Below are 14,746 nucleotides of genomic sequence, written 5' to 3' on the forward strand. Positions count from 1 at the left end.
CAGCGTTAGCGTTTCCCAGAATTCAACGACTGCCGCGGCAGTCGTAGACCGCGAGTGACAGATCCTTCACTGCTGCTCGGGCACGTTCGGCGTCCAAGCCGTCATCAAAGGCCTCCAACGCAGCGGCCGCCGACACCCGAACGGAACGGGGCAGGCCGTCGTAGGCGGAGAGCCGGTACGCAACGGTGCGACGGGCCTCTTGTTCCTCATCGCTCACTCCATCAGTGGTGAGCGGGAAGACCGCAGCCTCGTACGTCGCGATGCTCAGGAGGACCACGTCAGCGATCCCTTCGGCATAGCCGTCGCCCCTGGCGGCCTGGACGGAAGTCACCGTCGGCCGGGGGCGGACAAGCATTCCGAATCCCGCGCCCAGGCCGGCGGCACCCGCGCCCACGAGGGCGCCCGACCGTTCGGCCACCAGGAAGCCGAGGCAGGCTCCGCTACCCACCACACACACCAGAACCGCGATGGTCATCACGTACACGCGAGTCCTGAGCGGGATCGTCATGGCCAGCAGTATGCCCACGCCCTTGAGGGTGCGGCCGGGGCCCTCATGTCGTTGGCGAGCGGAGTTGTACGTCGCTCGCCGGGCAATGAGCAGTCACTCGGGTGGCGGGCAGTGCGGGTGGAAGGGATGGGAGGTGACATGGACGCTGCCGGAGCCGATGCTGACCACCCCCGTGTCCGTGCCCGATCTGCGGCCTGGCTGTGCTGCGGAGCCGAAGTGGGACGGCTTTCGGGCTCTCGTCTCCGTCGATACCGGCCAGGTGGTGCTGCGTTCCAGGCGCGGCACCGAGATGGGGCCGTCGTTTCCGGAGGTCGTGTCCGGGGCCGTGCAGCTGCCAGACGCGACCGCGTTGGACGGCGAGCTGGTCGTATGGGACGCTGCGGGCCGCCTCGCCTTCGAGCGGCTGCAGAACCGACTTCAGCGGCGCGGCGCCGGGGCGGCCCGGGCTTCGGAAGAGTGGCCAGCCCACTTCGTCGCGTTCGATCTGCTGCGGCTGTCCGGGACGGACACGACCGGGTGGCCGTACCGGCGGCGCAGGGCCGCACTGGAGTCCGTGTTCGCCGCCCGCCGGCTGTCGGCGCCGTGGGCGCTGTGTCCGTCGACCACCGAGGCCGACGTCGTGCGCAAGTGGCTGACGTGGGCCTCGGTCGGGATGGAGGGGGTGGTCTTCAAGAGGCTGGACGACGCCTACCGCCCGTCGGCGAGAGGCTGGCAGAAATACAAGGTCCGCGAGACGAGCGAGGCAATCGTCGGCGCGATCACCGGCTCTCTGGCCGTTCCCCGCACGCTGCTGCTCGGCAGGTACGCCGACGAAGGTCGCCTTCAGTACGTCGGCCGCACCACAACCCTCTCCCAGGCGGCAGGTGCTGCGGTCGCCGGGATGATCGCTCCGGGACGGCGCGGTCATCCGTGGACAGGCTGGTCGTTCTCCGCCGGGTGGGGCAGCCAGGAGAAGCTGAACGTCACGCTGGTGGAACCCGAGCTGGTGGTGGAAGTCGGCGTCGACGTCGCCCGCGACGCTTCCGGCCGGTGGCGGCATCCCGCACGCTGGCACCGTGCGCGCCCTGATCTCTCCCCCGCCGATGTCCCCCGCCTGACGTCACCGCCGCGCTGACGGCGACCGGGCGCGTAGGCGCCGCCGACGCGCAACCGGCTGAGCGCGCCCCGATCCCCGGCTGCGTCCGCGCCGCCCATCCTGCCTTCCCTCATCCTCAACTCCAGCCAGGGCATGGTCGAAGGGGTCGCAACGGGGATGTCAGCGGGCCGACCACGGCAAAACCGTCCAGTGACCTGGGCGGACACGGGGACGGTCCTGCGGACCGCGCAACACCTGACGCAACCCTGCAACCTCCAGCGCAACAGATAGGCGCAACCCTTGGCGCAACCTCGTGCTCCTGGTCGACCGAGGTGGCGGGTCACGCGGCCCGGGCGGCTCCGTGGGCGCGGGCGAGGTGGCGCAGCTCGGGGCGTGCCACCGGTACCGAGGGGGCGGTTTCCCAGTAGGGGTGCCACCACAGCCGTACGGACAGGAGCAGCAGGCGGCGGCGTAGGGCGGTGGTGTCGCGGGGGCGGGTGGCGGCGAGCGCGTCGTAGGTGGCGTTCCAGGCGGCTTGCGTCTGCACCAGGTCGTCGGGGAAGTCGGTCGCGTCCATACCGGCATTAGATCGGTTGTTCGAATTTGGTGTCACATCGGACACGCCCCGACCGGAGCCGTGGTCGGGGCCGCGCCGGGCGTGGTCGGCCCCATGGTCGGGGCTGTGGTCGGGCCTGTGGTCGGCCCGCCACGGCGGCCCGGCCCAGTCTGGAGCAGCACCCGGGCGGGTGATTTTCCTTCGCGTACGCGGGCGCCGCCCTAGCGGCGCGCGTCCAACTTGCCTGGTTTTAAGGGGTATTGACAGGTTTCCTAGTGTTATGTCATGTTCTGTCCGCCGCTTCCGGCGAACGAGCGAGAGGTGATCTCATGCGACGAACCGAGTACGACGCGGGCCAGGCCGCCAAGCGCCTGAAGGTGCCCGCAGCGGCCTTCCGGTGGGCCCGGCACGCCGGCCTCATCCCCGACCCGGACGTGTCCTCCTGGCAGTGGTCCCGGGCCGCCGTGGAGGCGCTGGACGCCGACGCCATCCGGGCCGCGATGCCTTCCCCGCCGATCTCCGGCGGTGCGGCGGCCGACCGGATCGCCGACGCACTCGGCACCCCGAACGTGATCAGCGAGAAGGCGAACGTCACGGCGTTCGTGGTGCGGCGGTTCGTCGACCGCGGCCTGCTGGTCGACCTGAGCGCGAACCCCGAGGGGACGCTGCACCACCCCGGCCAGGTCGCGGAGGTCTGCGCGCGGGAGGACCTGGCGGACCTGGTCGCCGCCGACAGCCCGCTCGGGCCCGAGCAGGCCGCCGCCCGGCTTGGGGTGCGCAGGGTTGAGTTCGACTGGATGGTGCGGCTCGGTTGGGTCCGCTCGCCACAGTCGATCGAGGTCCGCTTCGGCACGAGCCGGGCCGGGGCCGTCGACGTCGCCCTTTACACCACGGCCTCCGTCGACGCAGTCGTCCCCGCCCACCCCGAGCTCGACTGGGGCCAGCTGCGCGCGGTGGAAAAAGGCCGGCGCTCCCCACTCGCCGCGCTGGCAAAGCAGGCCGCCCCGGCCTGACCCGGGCCGCTGCTCGCCGACGCCGCCTCCCCCCCCGTGTCCGATGGGAGGGGGGGCGTCGCCGTGTGCGGTCAGCCGCGGCGGAGGAACAGGGCGCGGAGCTTGCCCGGGTTCACCGCTCAGGCGTGCCCGGCCGCCGGCTCCCACAGCGGCCGGGCGCGCCCGGTCCCGTCGCAGTGGAAGCACCGGCCACCCCCGCGCGTGCTGCGGGCACCGGTGGTGCCGGCGACATGTCGGAAGAGCCGGGTGAGGCCCGCAGTGTGCCCCTCGTGGATCGGGAGCTCCTGTCGTCTGCCGAGTGTGCCCTCCAGCGCGACGCCGGGGCCGGTGAAGTGGGCGTGCAGGCCCCCGGTGATCGCACGGAGCGTCTCATTCACTTCGCGTATCGTCTCCGCGCCGGACAGCTGCACGCGGGCCGCGAGGACGGTGTCGGTGGCCGCGGTGAAGGACAGAGTCCGACCGGGCGGGCGAGCGGCCCTACACGGCCCACAGGAGCGGGATGAGTGTGCTGGAGCTGGCAGGGCGTGCCACAGGCCGCCCGGCAAATCCTGGGGTACGGTCTCTTCTCGGCTGCGTCTCATACGGCCTGTGTAGGGCCTCCGGTGGGCTGTCGCCGCCAGCTGTTCCCGTTCGTCCCAGGCGGTGGCATGAGGTCTTGGGCTCCCGTTCCGCCCGCCGGGCCAGACGCCGGGCAGCCCTCTCCGTGACGGGGACGTGCCCGACGTCGCGCGCCATCAGCGGCCAGGGGGCTCCGGGTAGCGCGCGACTTGCCCGCCAGGACGACATGCAGCCGCGGGAAGGTCTGAGAGCGGGTGTAGCGGTGGCGCTGCCAGAACGGCTACGTACCGCCGATCGTGCCGCGGGCGCCTTCCCAGACGCGGTGCCCGGCGTAGCGCTCGTAGTCCCAGACCTCCTTGGCGAGGCGGGCCTGGGACATGGTGCCGTTGTCGAGCTCGAAGAGGCGCACCTCGCTGGTCTTGGTCGGCAGCGCGAGGACGGCGTCGGTGTTGAAGCTCAGGCCGGTCTCCTTGATGGCGTGGTTGACCTCCACCTGCCAGTCGGTCAGATGCTTGCGGCCGCCGTAGCCGAGGATCATGTCCGTCACTGCGACGCCGTGCGGACCGAACCCGGCGCGAAACGGCCTTCGCGCCGGTGCTGGCCTTCGGGCGGGGAGGCAGCTCGTTGCCGTCGGCCAGAGCCTTCTGCCCCGCCGGGGTCAGGTTCCAGATCGGGGGGCGTCCGGCCTTGCCGTTCGTCTCCGTCAGCCCGAGCTCCGCCAGCTTGTTCATCACCTTGCGCACGTACGACCGGCCGTCGGCGTCTTCCTTCGTGATCGCCTGAGGCATCTGCCGGACCGTGGCTATCCGCACGCACCCCAGCATCCGCAGCGCATCGGCCCGCACCTTGGCCGCGGGGGCGGACTTCTTCCCCTTCGCCGACGTCTTAGGGGAAGGGAGAGAGGTGTCAGCGTGCCGGGAGGCACCCTGGCGGGCTGTGTGAGCTGCGGTGATGGACACGACGTTGGAATCGCTCGCGGCACCGTTCACGGCACTGGTTTCCTGGCCGCCCCGAGGGCGTTCACAGCACCCCTTGTCCAGGTCGGGCGCGGCTCCGGCTTGGGCTGTCGGGCGCTGCCTGGCGTACGTCGTGATCAGGCTCCTCACGCAGTGGCGCAGGGGACCGGATGAAATCCCCCGTCATGTGCTAGAGGTGTGACGAAAGTCGACGGTGTGACGCTCCACTGAGCACCGTTGCCGATCCGTGATCGTCAGGCGGGTGCGGCGCAGAGCTCGGAGACGATCGCGAAGGAGGTCGTCACCATAGGCACCGCCATGGCCGGCGGCATCGCCGCGTGGGTGGTCTTGCCGTGCGCCATGCCGTTGCGGATCTTCCGGCCGTAGTCGAGGTACTCCGCCTGCCGTTCCGTCAGGACGCCCGCGTCGGCGCCCTGCTTGATGAGCTGGTGCAGCGGCTTCTTGCCCGCGTCTGGGATGCGGTCGCGCAGCACGATCTCCACCGCGATCAGGGAGTGCATGACCGCCACGGTGGAGAACTCGTAGCAGTAGTACGACTGGCGCAGCAGCTCACGGGTCGTGCTCAGGACGGTCGCCGCGGCTTCGGGTACGCCGGCGGGCACGACCAGGTCCTTAACGAGTTCGTGCATGTCGGCGTACTGGGTGACGAAGTGATGGGCCCGGGAGTCGGGTACGGGGAACGGCAGGCGCTGATCAGCGGCGGCGTTCCACGGCAACGGCATGCGCGTGCCGTTGCCGGCAGGCCCCGTCCGGGCAGGTGGCTCCTCCCCGAGGAAGAGCACAGCCAGGGCGATCTGGAGCACGAGCGCTGCCCGGTGCCGGGAAGGCGTGTCGACCAGGTCGTGCAGGACGTTGTTGCGGAGGTTCATCTGCCCCTCGACGTTGCCCAGCACTGTCCGGAGGACGAGGGGCCACGGCTCGGGGAAGCCGAGTTCATCCAGCTTGTCGAGGAGGGAGCCAAGCTGCTGGACCTGTCCGATGGTCTCCCCTTTTGCGTGCGTGATCACCGCGATGTCGGTTGCCTGGAGTCGGCGGCGCAGTGTGCCTTCGAGTCGCGGCAGGGCCAGGGCCAGGGCCGTGTCGACATCGCCCTCCCAGAACGCCTCGAAGGCGCGGGCGAGACCGCGCATCCGAGTCTCCGGAGCGTGCTCCGGGCTGGCGAAGAACGGCACGAGGTCCTCCGCCGTCGGGCGGAACCGGTCGCGGACTCGGTCCAGCTGGGCTTCGACGACCAGGCCGTGCACCTCGAGGGCGAAAACGTGCTGCCGAAAGAAGAAGCAGCCTTCTCCTCCGATGCTTTCGCTCCCGGTGGTGCGCGTCACGACGGGGCCGTTGGGGTTGATGTACACCGTCGGCAGGGACAGCAGCCCGGACGGCAGGGCTGCGGAGTCACTCATCGTGGGAGGAGTGGTGGCGATGAAGTGAAGTGCGTGCTCCATGCTGTGGGCGGCGTCGATGGCTGCGCTCGCTGCCTCCAGGTAGCCCGGCGGCAGGGGGACCGGCGTGCGGATGGTGTCCATGGACATTTCGTCCCGCCCGATCTTTTGCTGCGTTCGGCGCACCTCATCGAGGGCGTCGGTCAGCCCGCTGTTGCGGGCATGTCGGGCAGCGTCTTCCAGGGTGAGGAGTTTCCGCAACCCGGTGCTGCTGTCGGCCAGTTCCATACGGGCGCGGTGGATCCTTTCGTTCACGTCTCGGCGCTCATGGTCGGTGCGCACCACGCGGCGGAGCTCTTCGAGGAACTCCACCCGGTAGTGGAACTGGTCTTCTCCGCGGTACTCGTCGGCGGCACGTTCGAGCAGGGCGTGCACGACGGACCAGTTGTCTTTGCCGGCCACGAGCGGGGCGGTCATACGGGTGAGCACGTCCGGCAATGGGGTCTTCCAGTCGAGCGCGGCATGGCCCAGGGCGATCATTTCGCCGACGATGTCCGTACACTCCGGCCGCCGGGTAGCGGCAGCCAGTCCGTGGGCGAGCACCAGGGCGTCCGCTGCACGAAGCCGGGCCAGCTCGACTTCGAAGGTTTCCGCGGCCCCCGCGCGGGTTGGCCGGTGCCTCCTGGTGGTCCTCGGCCTTCGTCAGCAGCGTGCAGGCACCACTCCGGTAGCTGTGCACCGCGGAGCGGAGGTGCTCGATGGGCCGTGTTCCGTGCCGGGCCTCCCAGAGCAGGTGGTGAAGCCGGGCCCGGACCAGGGGGTGGGTCATCTCGGGGGCGTAGGCCGCCCAGACCTCAAGGACCGCGGGCGCCATGTCTTTCACGGCCCTCCGAACCAGGTCACCGTTGTCGTCGGTGCTGCGAAACGGTCCGAGGACAACGTCCCAGTTGCCGTCCTGCAACCGGAACTCCATGGCCGCCCACAGGGCCGCGAAGTGCTCGTGCTCCTCCTCGTCCGGGTTCGTGTGCGACCAGCCAGCGCGCAGGGCCCGCCCGGCCTTGTGCAGTGGTTCGCAGGAGTCGACTCCGCTGTTCACCGTGCTGAGAACTGCTGGCTGAGCATCCATCTCGACTCCTGACTCCAGGTTAGCGGTCGAACTCTAGGCGACCGTCCCGGCCAGGAACGAGTGGATTGTGAAGCTGGGTGACCTCTTCTGCATCGACGGCGTGGCTTGCCCGATATGGACTTCGGTTTACCCGCTTCTGCCAGAGGCTTGCCCACGTCAGCCGCGTAGGCGGGAGAACCAGCTGGTGCCCCTCTGCTCGGGCGCCAGCCTGGTCCTGCTCAATGTTCGGGCGGACGCCACGAACGTCAGTCCGGGCCGCAGGTCGCGGGTGCCGCACAAGCACGGGCGCGGCTCCGGGACGATGTTCCAGTCAGCGCCTTCTGCTTCTATAGCGCTCCACCGTTCGTCGGCGAACTTCGCCCCGCAGCCAGTGCATACGAGACAGGGAGGATCCGCTCCCGGCCCAGAAATGCGGCTTGTAGGAGACGAGCGTGTCACGGAAGGCGTAGCGGACGTACCAGTCCTCCCCCGGCCGGGTCGGCCAGGTCCAGCCGTGCTCGTTGAGGAGGTCGTCTCCCTCGTCCTCCCCGAAGGCGGCGTCGGACGGCAAGCCGCTCCGATCGCCTGGTGCCGTGGCCTCCGCCGGCGCCCAGTCAGGCGGGGCGGGCGGCCGCGCGGCAGGGGACCGACGGTCCTCTTCCATCGCGCGCAGTTGGTGCGGGTTGAAGAAGCGGCCCTTACGGGTTCAGCGGCTCGGTTGCGCGACGAAGCCGACGCCCGTGTGGCGGGCGCCGGCTTGATGCGGGTAGGTCATGCGCCAACATGAACCTTCCGGGTGTCCCTGTCCGCATCGGTTGCAGCCAGTAGCAGTTCAAGGACCTTCGCGGGCCGGGAAGGCCAGCCTCGCCGTGTTCTGGTGCCCAGCATCACTCACGGACAGAAACTGCGGCAAACCCAGCATGGACGCGGATGAACCATCTCCGCGTTTCCGGCGGCCCGGGCTGTCGACGCCGAGACAGCACTGCTGCTCACGCCCTCTGAAAGCGGCGAGAGTGCGTGAGGGGGTGAGAAGGGATCCCTTGGACACCGAAGAACCAAACAACGGGCATTATCGGCATAGGGCGCATCCCCGTCGTTCATCGACCGGTGGGAAACGGCGTGGGACTGGAATGATGGCGCCATGCCCGGCCCGAGCCGTGACGCCAATCGCACTCGTGGCAGAGGGATTTGCAGCCAGTAGCAGTTCGTCCGCCCTGGTCCGCCGCGTTGGCGCCAGGGCCGCCGAGAGGATCTCCGCATGACGATCGACGGTACCCGTGTGCCCGGAACCAGGCCCGACCAGGTGGACACCCCGCCCCGGTTCGGCGCGCCTCAGGCCTTCACCGCCGTGTCTTACCCCGCCCTGGGCGTCGTCCTGCACGTTACCGGAATGCCCCTGCAGGGCATCTTCATCCTGCTGGGCGGATGCGGTGTCCTGGGCGCCGCGGCGGTCTTCGCCGTCGGCGGCGGCCGAAGGCGCCTGGCCGGGCTGGCCGCCGCCGTGCTGCGTGCCTCGGCCGGGAAGTAGGCGAGGGCTTATGGGGCGCGCAGAGAAGCCTGTTGACCACAGTCGGCCCGCGTGCGGTCGGCTGGCCGAACACCTGCGCAGCTGGCGGAACTCGGCCCGGATGACGTACGCGACACTGGCCGGCCTCACGGGGCTGTCCCCTGCCACGCTGAAACGGGCGGCCTCCGGAGCCGTGGTGCCGAGGCGCACCACAGTCGAGTCCTATGTCGAGGGCTGCGGCGGAGGACCTGAGGCCGTGCAGGCCGCAGAGGAGCTATGGCGCCGGGCCCGTGTGGAGGAACGCGGCCGGCTCTCGGGGCTGCGTCACCCGCGGCCCGAACTCATCAGTGATGCCGCCGATTTGAGCAGGTCGCTGGAGGCTGTATGGGAACAGGCCGGGGCGCTAAGCCTGCGGGAGATCCGGGACCGCTCAGGCAACCCGCACGCGCTTCCGGTCAGCAGCGCCGCCCGCATCGTCAACCGCGACACGATCCCCGCCGACACCCAGCAACTGCAGGCCTTTCTGACCGGCTGCGGCATCACACCCGAGCGGCACACACCATGGCTGGCCGCCTTCACCAAGATCACCAGCTCCGCCCCCGGCGCAAACGCGGCGCAGGTATCGCCGACACCACCGGACGCTGCGAAAGCACGGCAGCAGGCCATCATCCGGCGTCTGCACCACCTGAATACTGTGGACGCCGAACGCCGTACGCAGGGGTTGGCCGATCACTACGCCAGTACCGCATGGCGGCGCTTCCTCGACCTGCTGCCGGCCCCGACCACTGACTGGATCATCGCCAGCGGAATGCAGAACTATCTGGCAGCAGAAGCCACCCGCAACGGCACAAGCGCACAAGGCTTCAAGCCCTGGCAACCAGACTTTCTCCTGACGCACGACGGCAAGCACATGGTGTTCGAGGTGAAGAGCACATCCAACCCCGGACGGGGGCCGCAGGCCGGCGGAGCACTGAAGAGCCCGGGCAAGCCGCCGTGCGACGGCGGAAGCCCCGCCGCACGGAGAGAGGCCGATCACAACCCCCGGTCACCCCGCGCCCTCGGCATGGTCTCGCAACAGCGCAGATAGCGCCGTTCCGATTACTCGCTGGCGGAGAGCGGCTCTTCACACGCGTCTACATGGATCAGCGGCGACCTGGGGCCAAGCTCTGCAGGACTGCCCTGCGAGCCTTGGACTATCGTCCGGCCGTATCGGCGCATGCCCGCCACCTTCCTCAGCGACTCTCACGGTGGCGATGTGGGTGGGCCACTCGAGCAGGGTCGTCGTGAGGAAGCATGCCCGCTACGTCGATGAGGGGCACCACAACGGAGTACAGGTCTTCTCCGGCGGGGTTGGCGAGCCCATGATGGCGCTGCGCCACGGAAAACCCGGCGCCCGAGACCAGGTCCGCGAGCTGCAGCGAGGGATGTTGCATGGACTGCCCTCGCAACAGTTGTCCCAGATGCACTCCCCTGGACAGGTAGCGGAACTCGGGATGCCCACGGTCACGTGCTTCCGTCTCGATGTCGTCGAGATTCGCATCGGACAGGGCTCTTTGGGGGCCTCCCCCTGAGTGGTGGACACGCTGATACTGGATCTGCTTGATCCGGAGGAAGTGAGAAGACCGCCGATGGCGTTGAAGGACTACTCGGAGGAGTTCAAGGCCGATGCCGTGGCCTTGTACGAGTCCACACCCGGGGCGACCTACAAGAGCATCGCCGCCGATCTGGGCATCAACCGGTCCACCCTGCGTGAGTGGGTCCTGCCGGACCGGGAACGCCGCGGCGTCACCGCCGGCCCGGCGCCGGACCGGCAGACACCGGCCCGGACCGGGACGTCACTGCCGGCCGAGCCGGACGAGCGGATCCGGCAGTTGGAGGCCCGGGTGGCCGAGCTCGAGGCGAGCGAGCGGAAGCTGGCGACCGAGCGGGACATCCTCCGCAAGGCGGCCAAGTATTTCGCCGGGGAGACCACCTGGTGAACCGCTTCCAGTTCGTCGACGACCACCGGGCCACCTACGAGGTGAAGCGGCTGTGCGAGGTCCTGGGCCTGAACAGGTCCAGCTACTACAAGTGGCTCTCCGGCCGGCAGGCCAGGGCTGCCCGACAGCACCAGGACCGGGTCCTGGCCGAGCGGATCCGCAAGGTCCACGGCGGGTCCGGCGGCGCCTACGGATCCCCGCGGGTGACCGCCGAGCTCAGGGAGAAGGGCCTGCGGGTCAACGAGAAACGTGTCGCCCGGGTGATGCGGACGTTCTCGATCACCGGTATCCGTCTGCGCAGACGCGTCCGCACCACCGTCGCGGACCCGGCCGCCGCGCGGGTTCCGGACCTGTTCCAGCGCGACTTCACCGCCACCGAGCCGGGGCGGAAATACATGGGGGACATCACCTATCTCCCCCTCGCCGACGGGGAGTTCCTCTACCTCGCGACCGTCCTGGACTGCTTCAGCCGCAGGGTTGTCGGCTGGTCCATCGCCGATCACATGCGCACCAGCCTGGTCACCGACGCCTTGCGGATGGCGGCCTCGACCCGTGGCGGCCTGGACGGCTCGACCTTCCACTCCGACCACGGGGCGCAATACGGCTCCCGGGCCTTCGCCGACCTCTGCGACCAACTCGGAGTCACCCGGTCGATGGGAGCGGTGGGCACCAGTGCGGACAACGCGGCCTGCGAAAGCTTCCACGCCTCCCTGAAGCGCGAGACCCTCCAAGACGCCCGCGACTACGGCGACGCCGCCACCTGCAGAAGAACAGTCTTCGCCTGGCTGACCCGCTACAACACCCGCCGCCGGCACTCCGCCAACGGCCACCTCAGCCCCAACGCATACGAACACCGACACCACGCAGCTAAACTCACGCTCGCCGCGTGATCAAAGAACGCGTGTCCACCATCACGGGGGAAGGCCCTACGTCCGGTCCGTACCCGCAGCGCAGGTGCGCAGGAACCCGTCCGCCTCCCCCACCACCGAGCAGTCCGCGTCCACGACCGTGTAACAGACCCGCCCGCCGGCACGGACGATCTCCTGCACCCGTAACTGGCCCACCACAAGCCGACCACCCACCCAGCACCACCCCCTCCGAACCGGAAACCACCCCGGTGGCGGCACCCCGGCCCCGAGTCCACACCCCTCCCCCACACCCGCGGACCACTCCACGCGAACGTCCCACACACACCAGCGACGGTTGGTAAAGTCCGTCACCCTCACACGCCAGAACGCCTCCTCGGGTCACGTTGGCGGTAGGCATCCTCAGGGGCAGGCATGGCCGACGGCCCGGTGGCTCATCCACACCACCACATCGCACACCCGCAGCGCACTCACCGTCTTGGGTAGCCCCGCGGCCTGTCTCAGCTCCAGCAGCTGGCGGTGCAACGCAGCGTCGTCCTCGCGCAGCGCGGCATGGAGAGCGAGCCAGAAGGACGACGGCCGGCCGACGGCACAGCGGACGACGCGGTCGTAGACCGGGAGCAGTCGGGGACGCTTGCGGGCCAGGATCTTCCCGGCGATGACCCAGTTGACCCCATACTGCTCGCAGAGCAGACCCCAGGCCTGATCCGCTGGCGAGCCGTCGGCCACGACGAGCGCGTCGGCGTCAACCATGTCGATGTCCCTGGGAATAGCGTGCAACAGCCCGGACAGCCGCGTGCCGAGGCGGCCCTCCAGGATGTCCAGCGCAACAGGTGCCGGAACGGTCACCGACAATGTCTGCACCGCGATCAGGTCCTCCGCCGTGATCCGGTCAGCGACCTCCGGCCGGTCACCCCCACCGGCCAGATGCTCGAACCTACTCCCGGTGAACGGCACCGTGCCGGGCGGCAGACCGAGACCGAAGTAACGCCGCAGATCAACGACGGCCTGAGGATCAGCGATGAAGGGACCCAACCGTTCCACGAAGGGCTTCGAAGGACCAACGGAAAACACCAGCAACTCCTTTTCTGTGCTGGTTGCCGCCGGGGGAGTATTTGCCCCGTGGCTATCGAGATGGCCGTCTCCGCCAGTTCCTCCGGAGATATCGGATGGTTGCCGGAAGAGTCAGGAATCACGGCGGACAGGGACCATACGGCATGAGGCGGAGTCGAGTACGAGGGACAGGCTGCTATCCCCATGGCCAGGCGCTTCGGTGCCGCGGTCGACGCAGCGTTCGTTTGGCACATCGAGAACGGCAGCCATCGCGCCAGTCAAAGAGGAGGTATACAGCAGGCCGGAGACCGGCTCCTGGGGGCGGAAGACATGCAGGAGGTACTCGGTGACCACCTGGGTGGGTACATAGTCGATCTGCTCGTAGGCGGAACGCGCGGGCTTGGTCAGTTGGGCGGTGAAGTCTCTCAGGAAGATGAGAGGGCGGCGGTCCGCCGCTCGGTCGAGGTCGTACAGGGAGGGCACGGGCGGCAGGTCCGTGAAGTCGACGACGGTACAGGGAGCAGACGTCACGAAGGCTGCGGCCGTCGCCCAGGACTCCTCACTGCGTAGTGAGGTCTCCTGGACCGCGGTTTCGGCGTCGATCGCCCCGTAGAACATGGGGATACCTGCCGGGCTCATACGGTTGGCCTGCCGCGCGTGTTCACGTGGTGCTGTGCCCAGGCGCCGCGCGTTCCAGTCGACCTGCGGCTCGTCGTGGGTCAGCGCACGCCACAGGCGAGTGCCGGCGGGCAGTTCCTTGGCGAGACCGAGTCTGTCGATGAGGTCGCCCACGTGGTCAAGGATGCGGCCGGCCGATACCTCGCCGGCTCCCAGCCACTCCTCCTCCATTTCCCGCAGCCAGAAAACGTAGCGGGTGCGGTACTGCACCTGCTCACAAAAACGGGCCCACCCACCGCGAAGAGCCTCATCACGGCGAGGGGCAATGAAGTCGACAGGCACCCACGGCTGGTCGATGATGGCATCGCATACGGCATCCAAAAGGCCATCACCTACGAGGACATCTGAGCCGCCACAGTCCTCGACCACCTCCCACGTATCCAGGATGGTCCACTGGTAGCCGCCTTCTCTGCCGTCCCAGGAGACCCCCTCGTCGTCAGCGGAGCGGTACTCGGTGTAGATGGCTGCGACGAACCTCTCCAGCAGAACATCGAGCTCAGCAGCCGGAGACTGTCCGCAAAAGCTGCAGGCGTCCTCATCATTCTCGGCAGCGCTCAGCACCGCTTCGAGGACGTCATCGTTCACACAGCCGGTGCACACGTATTGATCGGTGAAGCACCAGCCCTGATCGTCCTGCTCCTCGATCATGCGCTTGTAGAGCCCCATCAGCAGTCGCTTCTTCTCCGGTGCGCGCCTGATGCGCCAGTGTGGTCGTCAAAGGTCAGTGTCAGACGCGGGCTCTGTGTCCACTCCGAGGTCGAACCGCATCTGCTGGCGCATCTCGGACAGGAGCGCCCACGACTGTTCGACGCCGGCTTCGAATGTGTTCACATCTTCCTGGTTGTAAGGAGTGCTCGCGGCGATCTGCTTCAGCCGTCCGTAGCCAGCGTTCAGACGCCTGCTGGCTGCGCCCGCACCTGCCATTACCTGCAGGGGGACGATCATCTGCGCCTCGGCGTAGCTTTCCCGAAGTGTCGTACGGCGGGCCTCAAGCTGTTCAAGCGCGGCCTCAATCCCTGTCCCGTTACGCAGCGCGTGCATGAAGTCGACCTGTGCCGTCAGGTACTGGCGGGCTGCCGTGTTGAGCGTGATGTAGCACGTCCTGCGCAATGCGATGGATTCCTCAGCCCGGTTGCGGGCCCGCTCCGCCTCGAGCATGGCCTCTGCGTGGTCGCGCTCCTCGCGTCGCTGCTCCGCAGCCGCCTCCATCTCCATCCGCTTGGTGCGGTCCGCACGGCTCTGTGTCAACAGTGAGGCGCCCAAGGTGCCAACCACACCAACCACGGCCACCAGTAAAGCCGTCCATCCCGCCCCCACAACCCCTCCATACTCTCCGATGCATGACGATTATCGGCTGAGGCCAGGGTTTCTCGTCCTGCAAAGCCAGAGTTCCTGACCGGGCTATGCCACACGCGCCATGAAGCCTCCCTCAGTAGCACTTCAAGCTCGGCGGAACGTACCAGGTTGCGCACGGGCACCCGGTTCCCCAAGCCGG

General features: G+C 68.6%; 15 protein-coding genes and 2 pseudogenes. 5 read left to right on the top strand and 12 right to left on the bottom strand.

The window, feature by feature from the left end; genetic code table 11:
* Nucleotides 1-22: 22 nt before the first annotated feature.
* Nucleotides 23-526, bottom strand: coding sequence for a hypothetical protein (locus tag SXIN_RS29880; RefSeq protein ID WP_019711923.1), 504 nt, complete (start codon nucleotides 524-526; stop codon nucleotides 23-25).
* Between the two features lie 115 nt (nucleotides 527-641).
* Between SXIN_RS29880 and SXIN_RS29885 the strand changes: the two genes are divergently transcribed.
* The gene (locus SXIN_RS29885; protein WP_050931259.1) at nucleotides 642-1,622 is read left to right on the top strand and encodes an ATP-dependent DNA ligase; all 981 of its coding nucleotides are present in this window, start codon (nucleotides 642-644) and stop codon (nucleotides 1,620-1,622) included.
* A 301-nt stretch (nucleotides 1,623-1,923) separates the two neighbouring features.
* Here SXIN_RS29885 and SXIN_RS29890 read toward each other — a convergent pair whose 3' ends face one another.
* Nucleotides 1,924-2,160: a hypothetical protein gene (locus SXIN_RS29890; RefSeq protein WP_019711925.1), complete on the bottom strand. Its 237-nt coding sequence runs from the start codon at nucleotides 2,158-2,160 to the stop codon at nucleotides 1,924-1,926.
* A 308-nt stretch (nucleotides 2,161-2,468) separates the two neighbouring features.
* Here SXIN_RS29890 and SXIN_RS29895 point away from each other — a divergent pair, with 308 nt between their 5' ends.
* Nucleotides 2,469-3,152: a hypothetical protein gene (locus SXIN_RS29895; RefSeq protein WP_019711926.1), complete on the top strand. Its 684-nt coding sequence runs from the start codon at nucleotides 2,469-2,471 to the stop codon at nucleotides 3,150-3,152.
* Nucleotides 3,153-3,271: 119 nt separating this feature from the next.
* Here SXIN_RS29895 and SXIN_RS32610 read toward each other — a convergent pair whose 3' ends face one another.
* The 6 genes and pseudogenes from SXIN_RS32610 to SXIN_RS29915 form a co-directional block, all read right to left on the bottom strand.
* The gene (locus tag SXIN_RS32610) at nucleotides 3,272-3,529 is read right to left on the bottom strand and encodes a hypothetical protein (protein ID WP_019711927.1); all 258 of its coding nucleotides are present in this window, start codon (nucleotides 3,527-3,529) and stop codon (nucleotides 3,272-3,274) included.
* Nucleotides 3,530-3,990: 461 nt separating this feature from the next.
* On the bottom strand, nucleotides 3,991-4,248 hold the full coding sequence (locus SXIN_RS32615) for a replication-relaxation family protein (protein WP_019711928.1): 258 nt from the start codon (nucleotides 4,246-4,248) through the stop codon (nucleotides 3,991-3,993).
* A gap of 91 nt (nucleotides 4,249-4,339) precedes the next feature.
* Nucleotides 4,340-4,534, bottom strand: a pseudogene (locus SXIN_RS32620) (replication-relaxation family protein); the annotation flags it as partial.
* A 386-nt stretch (nucleotides 4,535-4,920) separates the two neighbouring features.
* The gene (locus SXIN_RS32625) at nucleotides 4,921-6,552 is read right to left on the bottom strand and encodes a hypothetical protein (RefSeq protein WP_238153898.1); all 1,632 of its coding nucleotides are present in this window, start codon (nucleotides 6,550-6,552) and stop codon (nucleotides 4,921-4,923) included.
* Between the two features lie 214 nt (nucleotides 6,553-6,766).
* A pseudogene (locus SXIN_RS33115) lies at nucleotides 6,767-7,189 on the bottom strand (DUF7380 domain-containing protein); the annotation flags it as partial.
* 310 nt (nucleotides 7,190-7,499) lie between these two features.
* Nucleotides 7,500-7,739, bottom strand: coding sequence for a hypothetical protein (locus SXIN_RS29915; protein ID WP_019711931.1), 240 nt, complete (start codon nucleotides 7,737-7,739; stop codon nucleotides 7,500-7,502).
* A 687-nt stretch (nucleotides 7,740-8,426) separates the two neighbouring features.
* Between SXIN_RS29915 and SXIN_RS29920 the strand changes: the two genes are divergently transcribed.
* From SXIN_RS29920 to SXIN_RS29935, 3 genes are all read left to right on the top strand, one after another.
* Nucleotides 8,427-8,696: a hypothetical protein gene (locus tag SXIN_RS29920; protein ID WP_019711932.1), complete on the top strand. Its 270-nt coding sequence runs from the start codon at nucleotides 8,427-8,429 to the stop codon at nucleotides 8,694-8,696.
* A gap of 10 nt (nucleotides 8,697-8,706) precedes the next feature.
* Nucleotides 8,707-9,762, top strand: a complete 1,056-nt coding sequence (locus tag SXIN_RS29925) for a helix-turn-helix domain-containing protein (RefSeq protein WP_095757827.1) — start codon at nucleotides 8,707-8,709, stop codon at nucleotides 9,760-9,762.
* 541 nt (nucleotides 9,763-10,303) lie between these two features.
* A protein-coding gene (locus tag SXIN_RS29935; RefSeq protein ID WP_095757828.1) for an IS3 family transposase occupies nucleotides 10,304-11,544 on the top strand; the annotation gives its coding sequence in 2 pieces (ribosomal slippage) (nucleotides 10,304-10,640 and nucleotides 10,640-11,544; 1,242 coding nt in all).
* A gap of 36 nt (nucleotides 11,545-11,580) precedes the next feature.
* Here the strand turns inward: SXIN_RS29935 and SXIN_RS29940 are convergent.
* The 4 genes from SXIN_RS29940 to SXIN_RS29955 all read right to left on the bottom strand — a co-directional run bounded on the left by SXIN_RS29940 (nucleotide 11,581) and on the right by SXIN_RS29955 (nucleotide 14,535).
* Nucleotides 11,581-11,736, bottom strand: coding sequence for a hypothetical protein (locus SXIN_RS29940; RefSeq protein WP_192883647.1), 156 nt, complete (start codon nucleotides 11,734-11,736; stop codon nucleotides 11,581-11,583).
* Between the two features lie 186 nt (nucleotides 11,737-11,922).
* Nucleotides 11,923-12,594: a DUF6308 family protein gene (locus SXIN_RS29945; RefSeq protein WP_019711938.1), complete on the bottom strand. Its 672-nt coding sequence runs from the start codon at nucleotides 12,592-12,594 to the stop codon at nucleotides 11,923-11,925.
* 111 nt (nucleotides 12,595-12,705) lie between these two features.
* Nucleotides 12,706-13,917 carry a HEPN-associated N-terminal domain-containing protein gene (locus SXIN_RS29950; protein ID WP_019711939.1) on the bottom strand — a complete coding sequence of 404 codons (1,212 nt, stop codon included), beginning with the start codon at nucleotides 13,915-13,917 and terminating at the stop codon, nucleotides 12,706-12,708.
* Between the two features lie 48 nt (nucleotides 13,918-13,965).
* Nucleotides 13,966-14,535, bottom strand: a complete 570-nt coding sequence (locus tag SXIN_RS29955) for a hypothetical protein (protein ID WP_238153900.1) — start codon at nucleotides 14,533-14,535, stop codon at nucleotides 13,966-13,968.
* Nucleotides 14,536-14,746 lie beyond the last annotated feature (211 nt).

This window comes from Streptomyces xinghaiensis S187 (assembly GCF_000220705.2).
Lineage (GTDB): Bacteria > Actinomycetota > Actinomycetes > Streptomycetales > Streptomycetaceae > Streptomyces > Streptomyces xinghaiensis.

Excerpts from the sequence above, each read along its gene's own strand:
- SXIN_RS29920 (WP_019711932.1), top strand. The coding sequence starts at position 8,427 with ATGACGATCGACGGTACCCGTGTGCCCGGAACCAGGCCCGACCAGGTG.
- SXIN_RS32615 (WP_019711928.1), bottom strand. The coding sequence starts at position 4,248 with ATGATCCTCGGCTACGGCGGCCGCAAGCATCTGACCGACTGGCAGGTG.
- SXIN_RS29950 (WP_019711939.1), bottom strand. The coding sequence starts at position 13,917 with ATGGGGCTCTACAAGCGCATGATCGAGGAGCAGGACGATCAGGGCTGG.
- SXIN_RS29895 (WP_019711926.1), top strand. The coding sequence starts at position 2,469 with ATGCGACGAACCGAGTACGACGCGGGCCAGGCCGCCAAGCGCCTGAAG.
- SXIN_RS29925 (WP_095757827.1), top strand. The coding sequence starts at position 8,707 with ATGGGGCGCGCAGAGAAGCCTGTTGACCACAGTCGGCCCGCGTGCGGT.
- SXIN_RS29890 (WP_019711925.1), bottom strand. The coding sequence starts at position 2,160 with ATGGACGCGACCGACTTCCCCGACGACCTGGTGCAGACGCAAGCCGCC.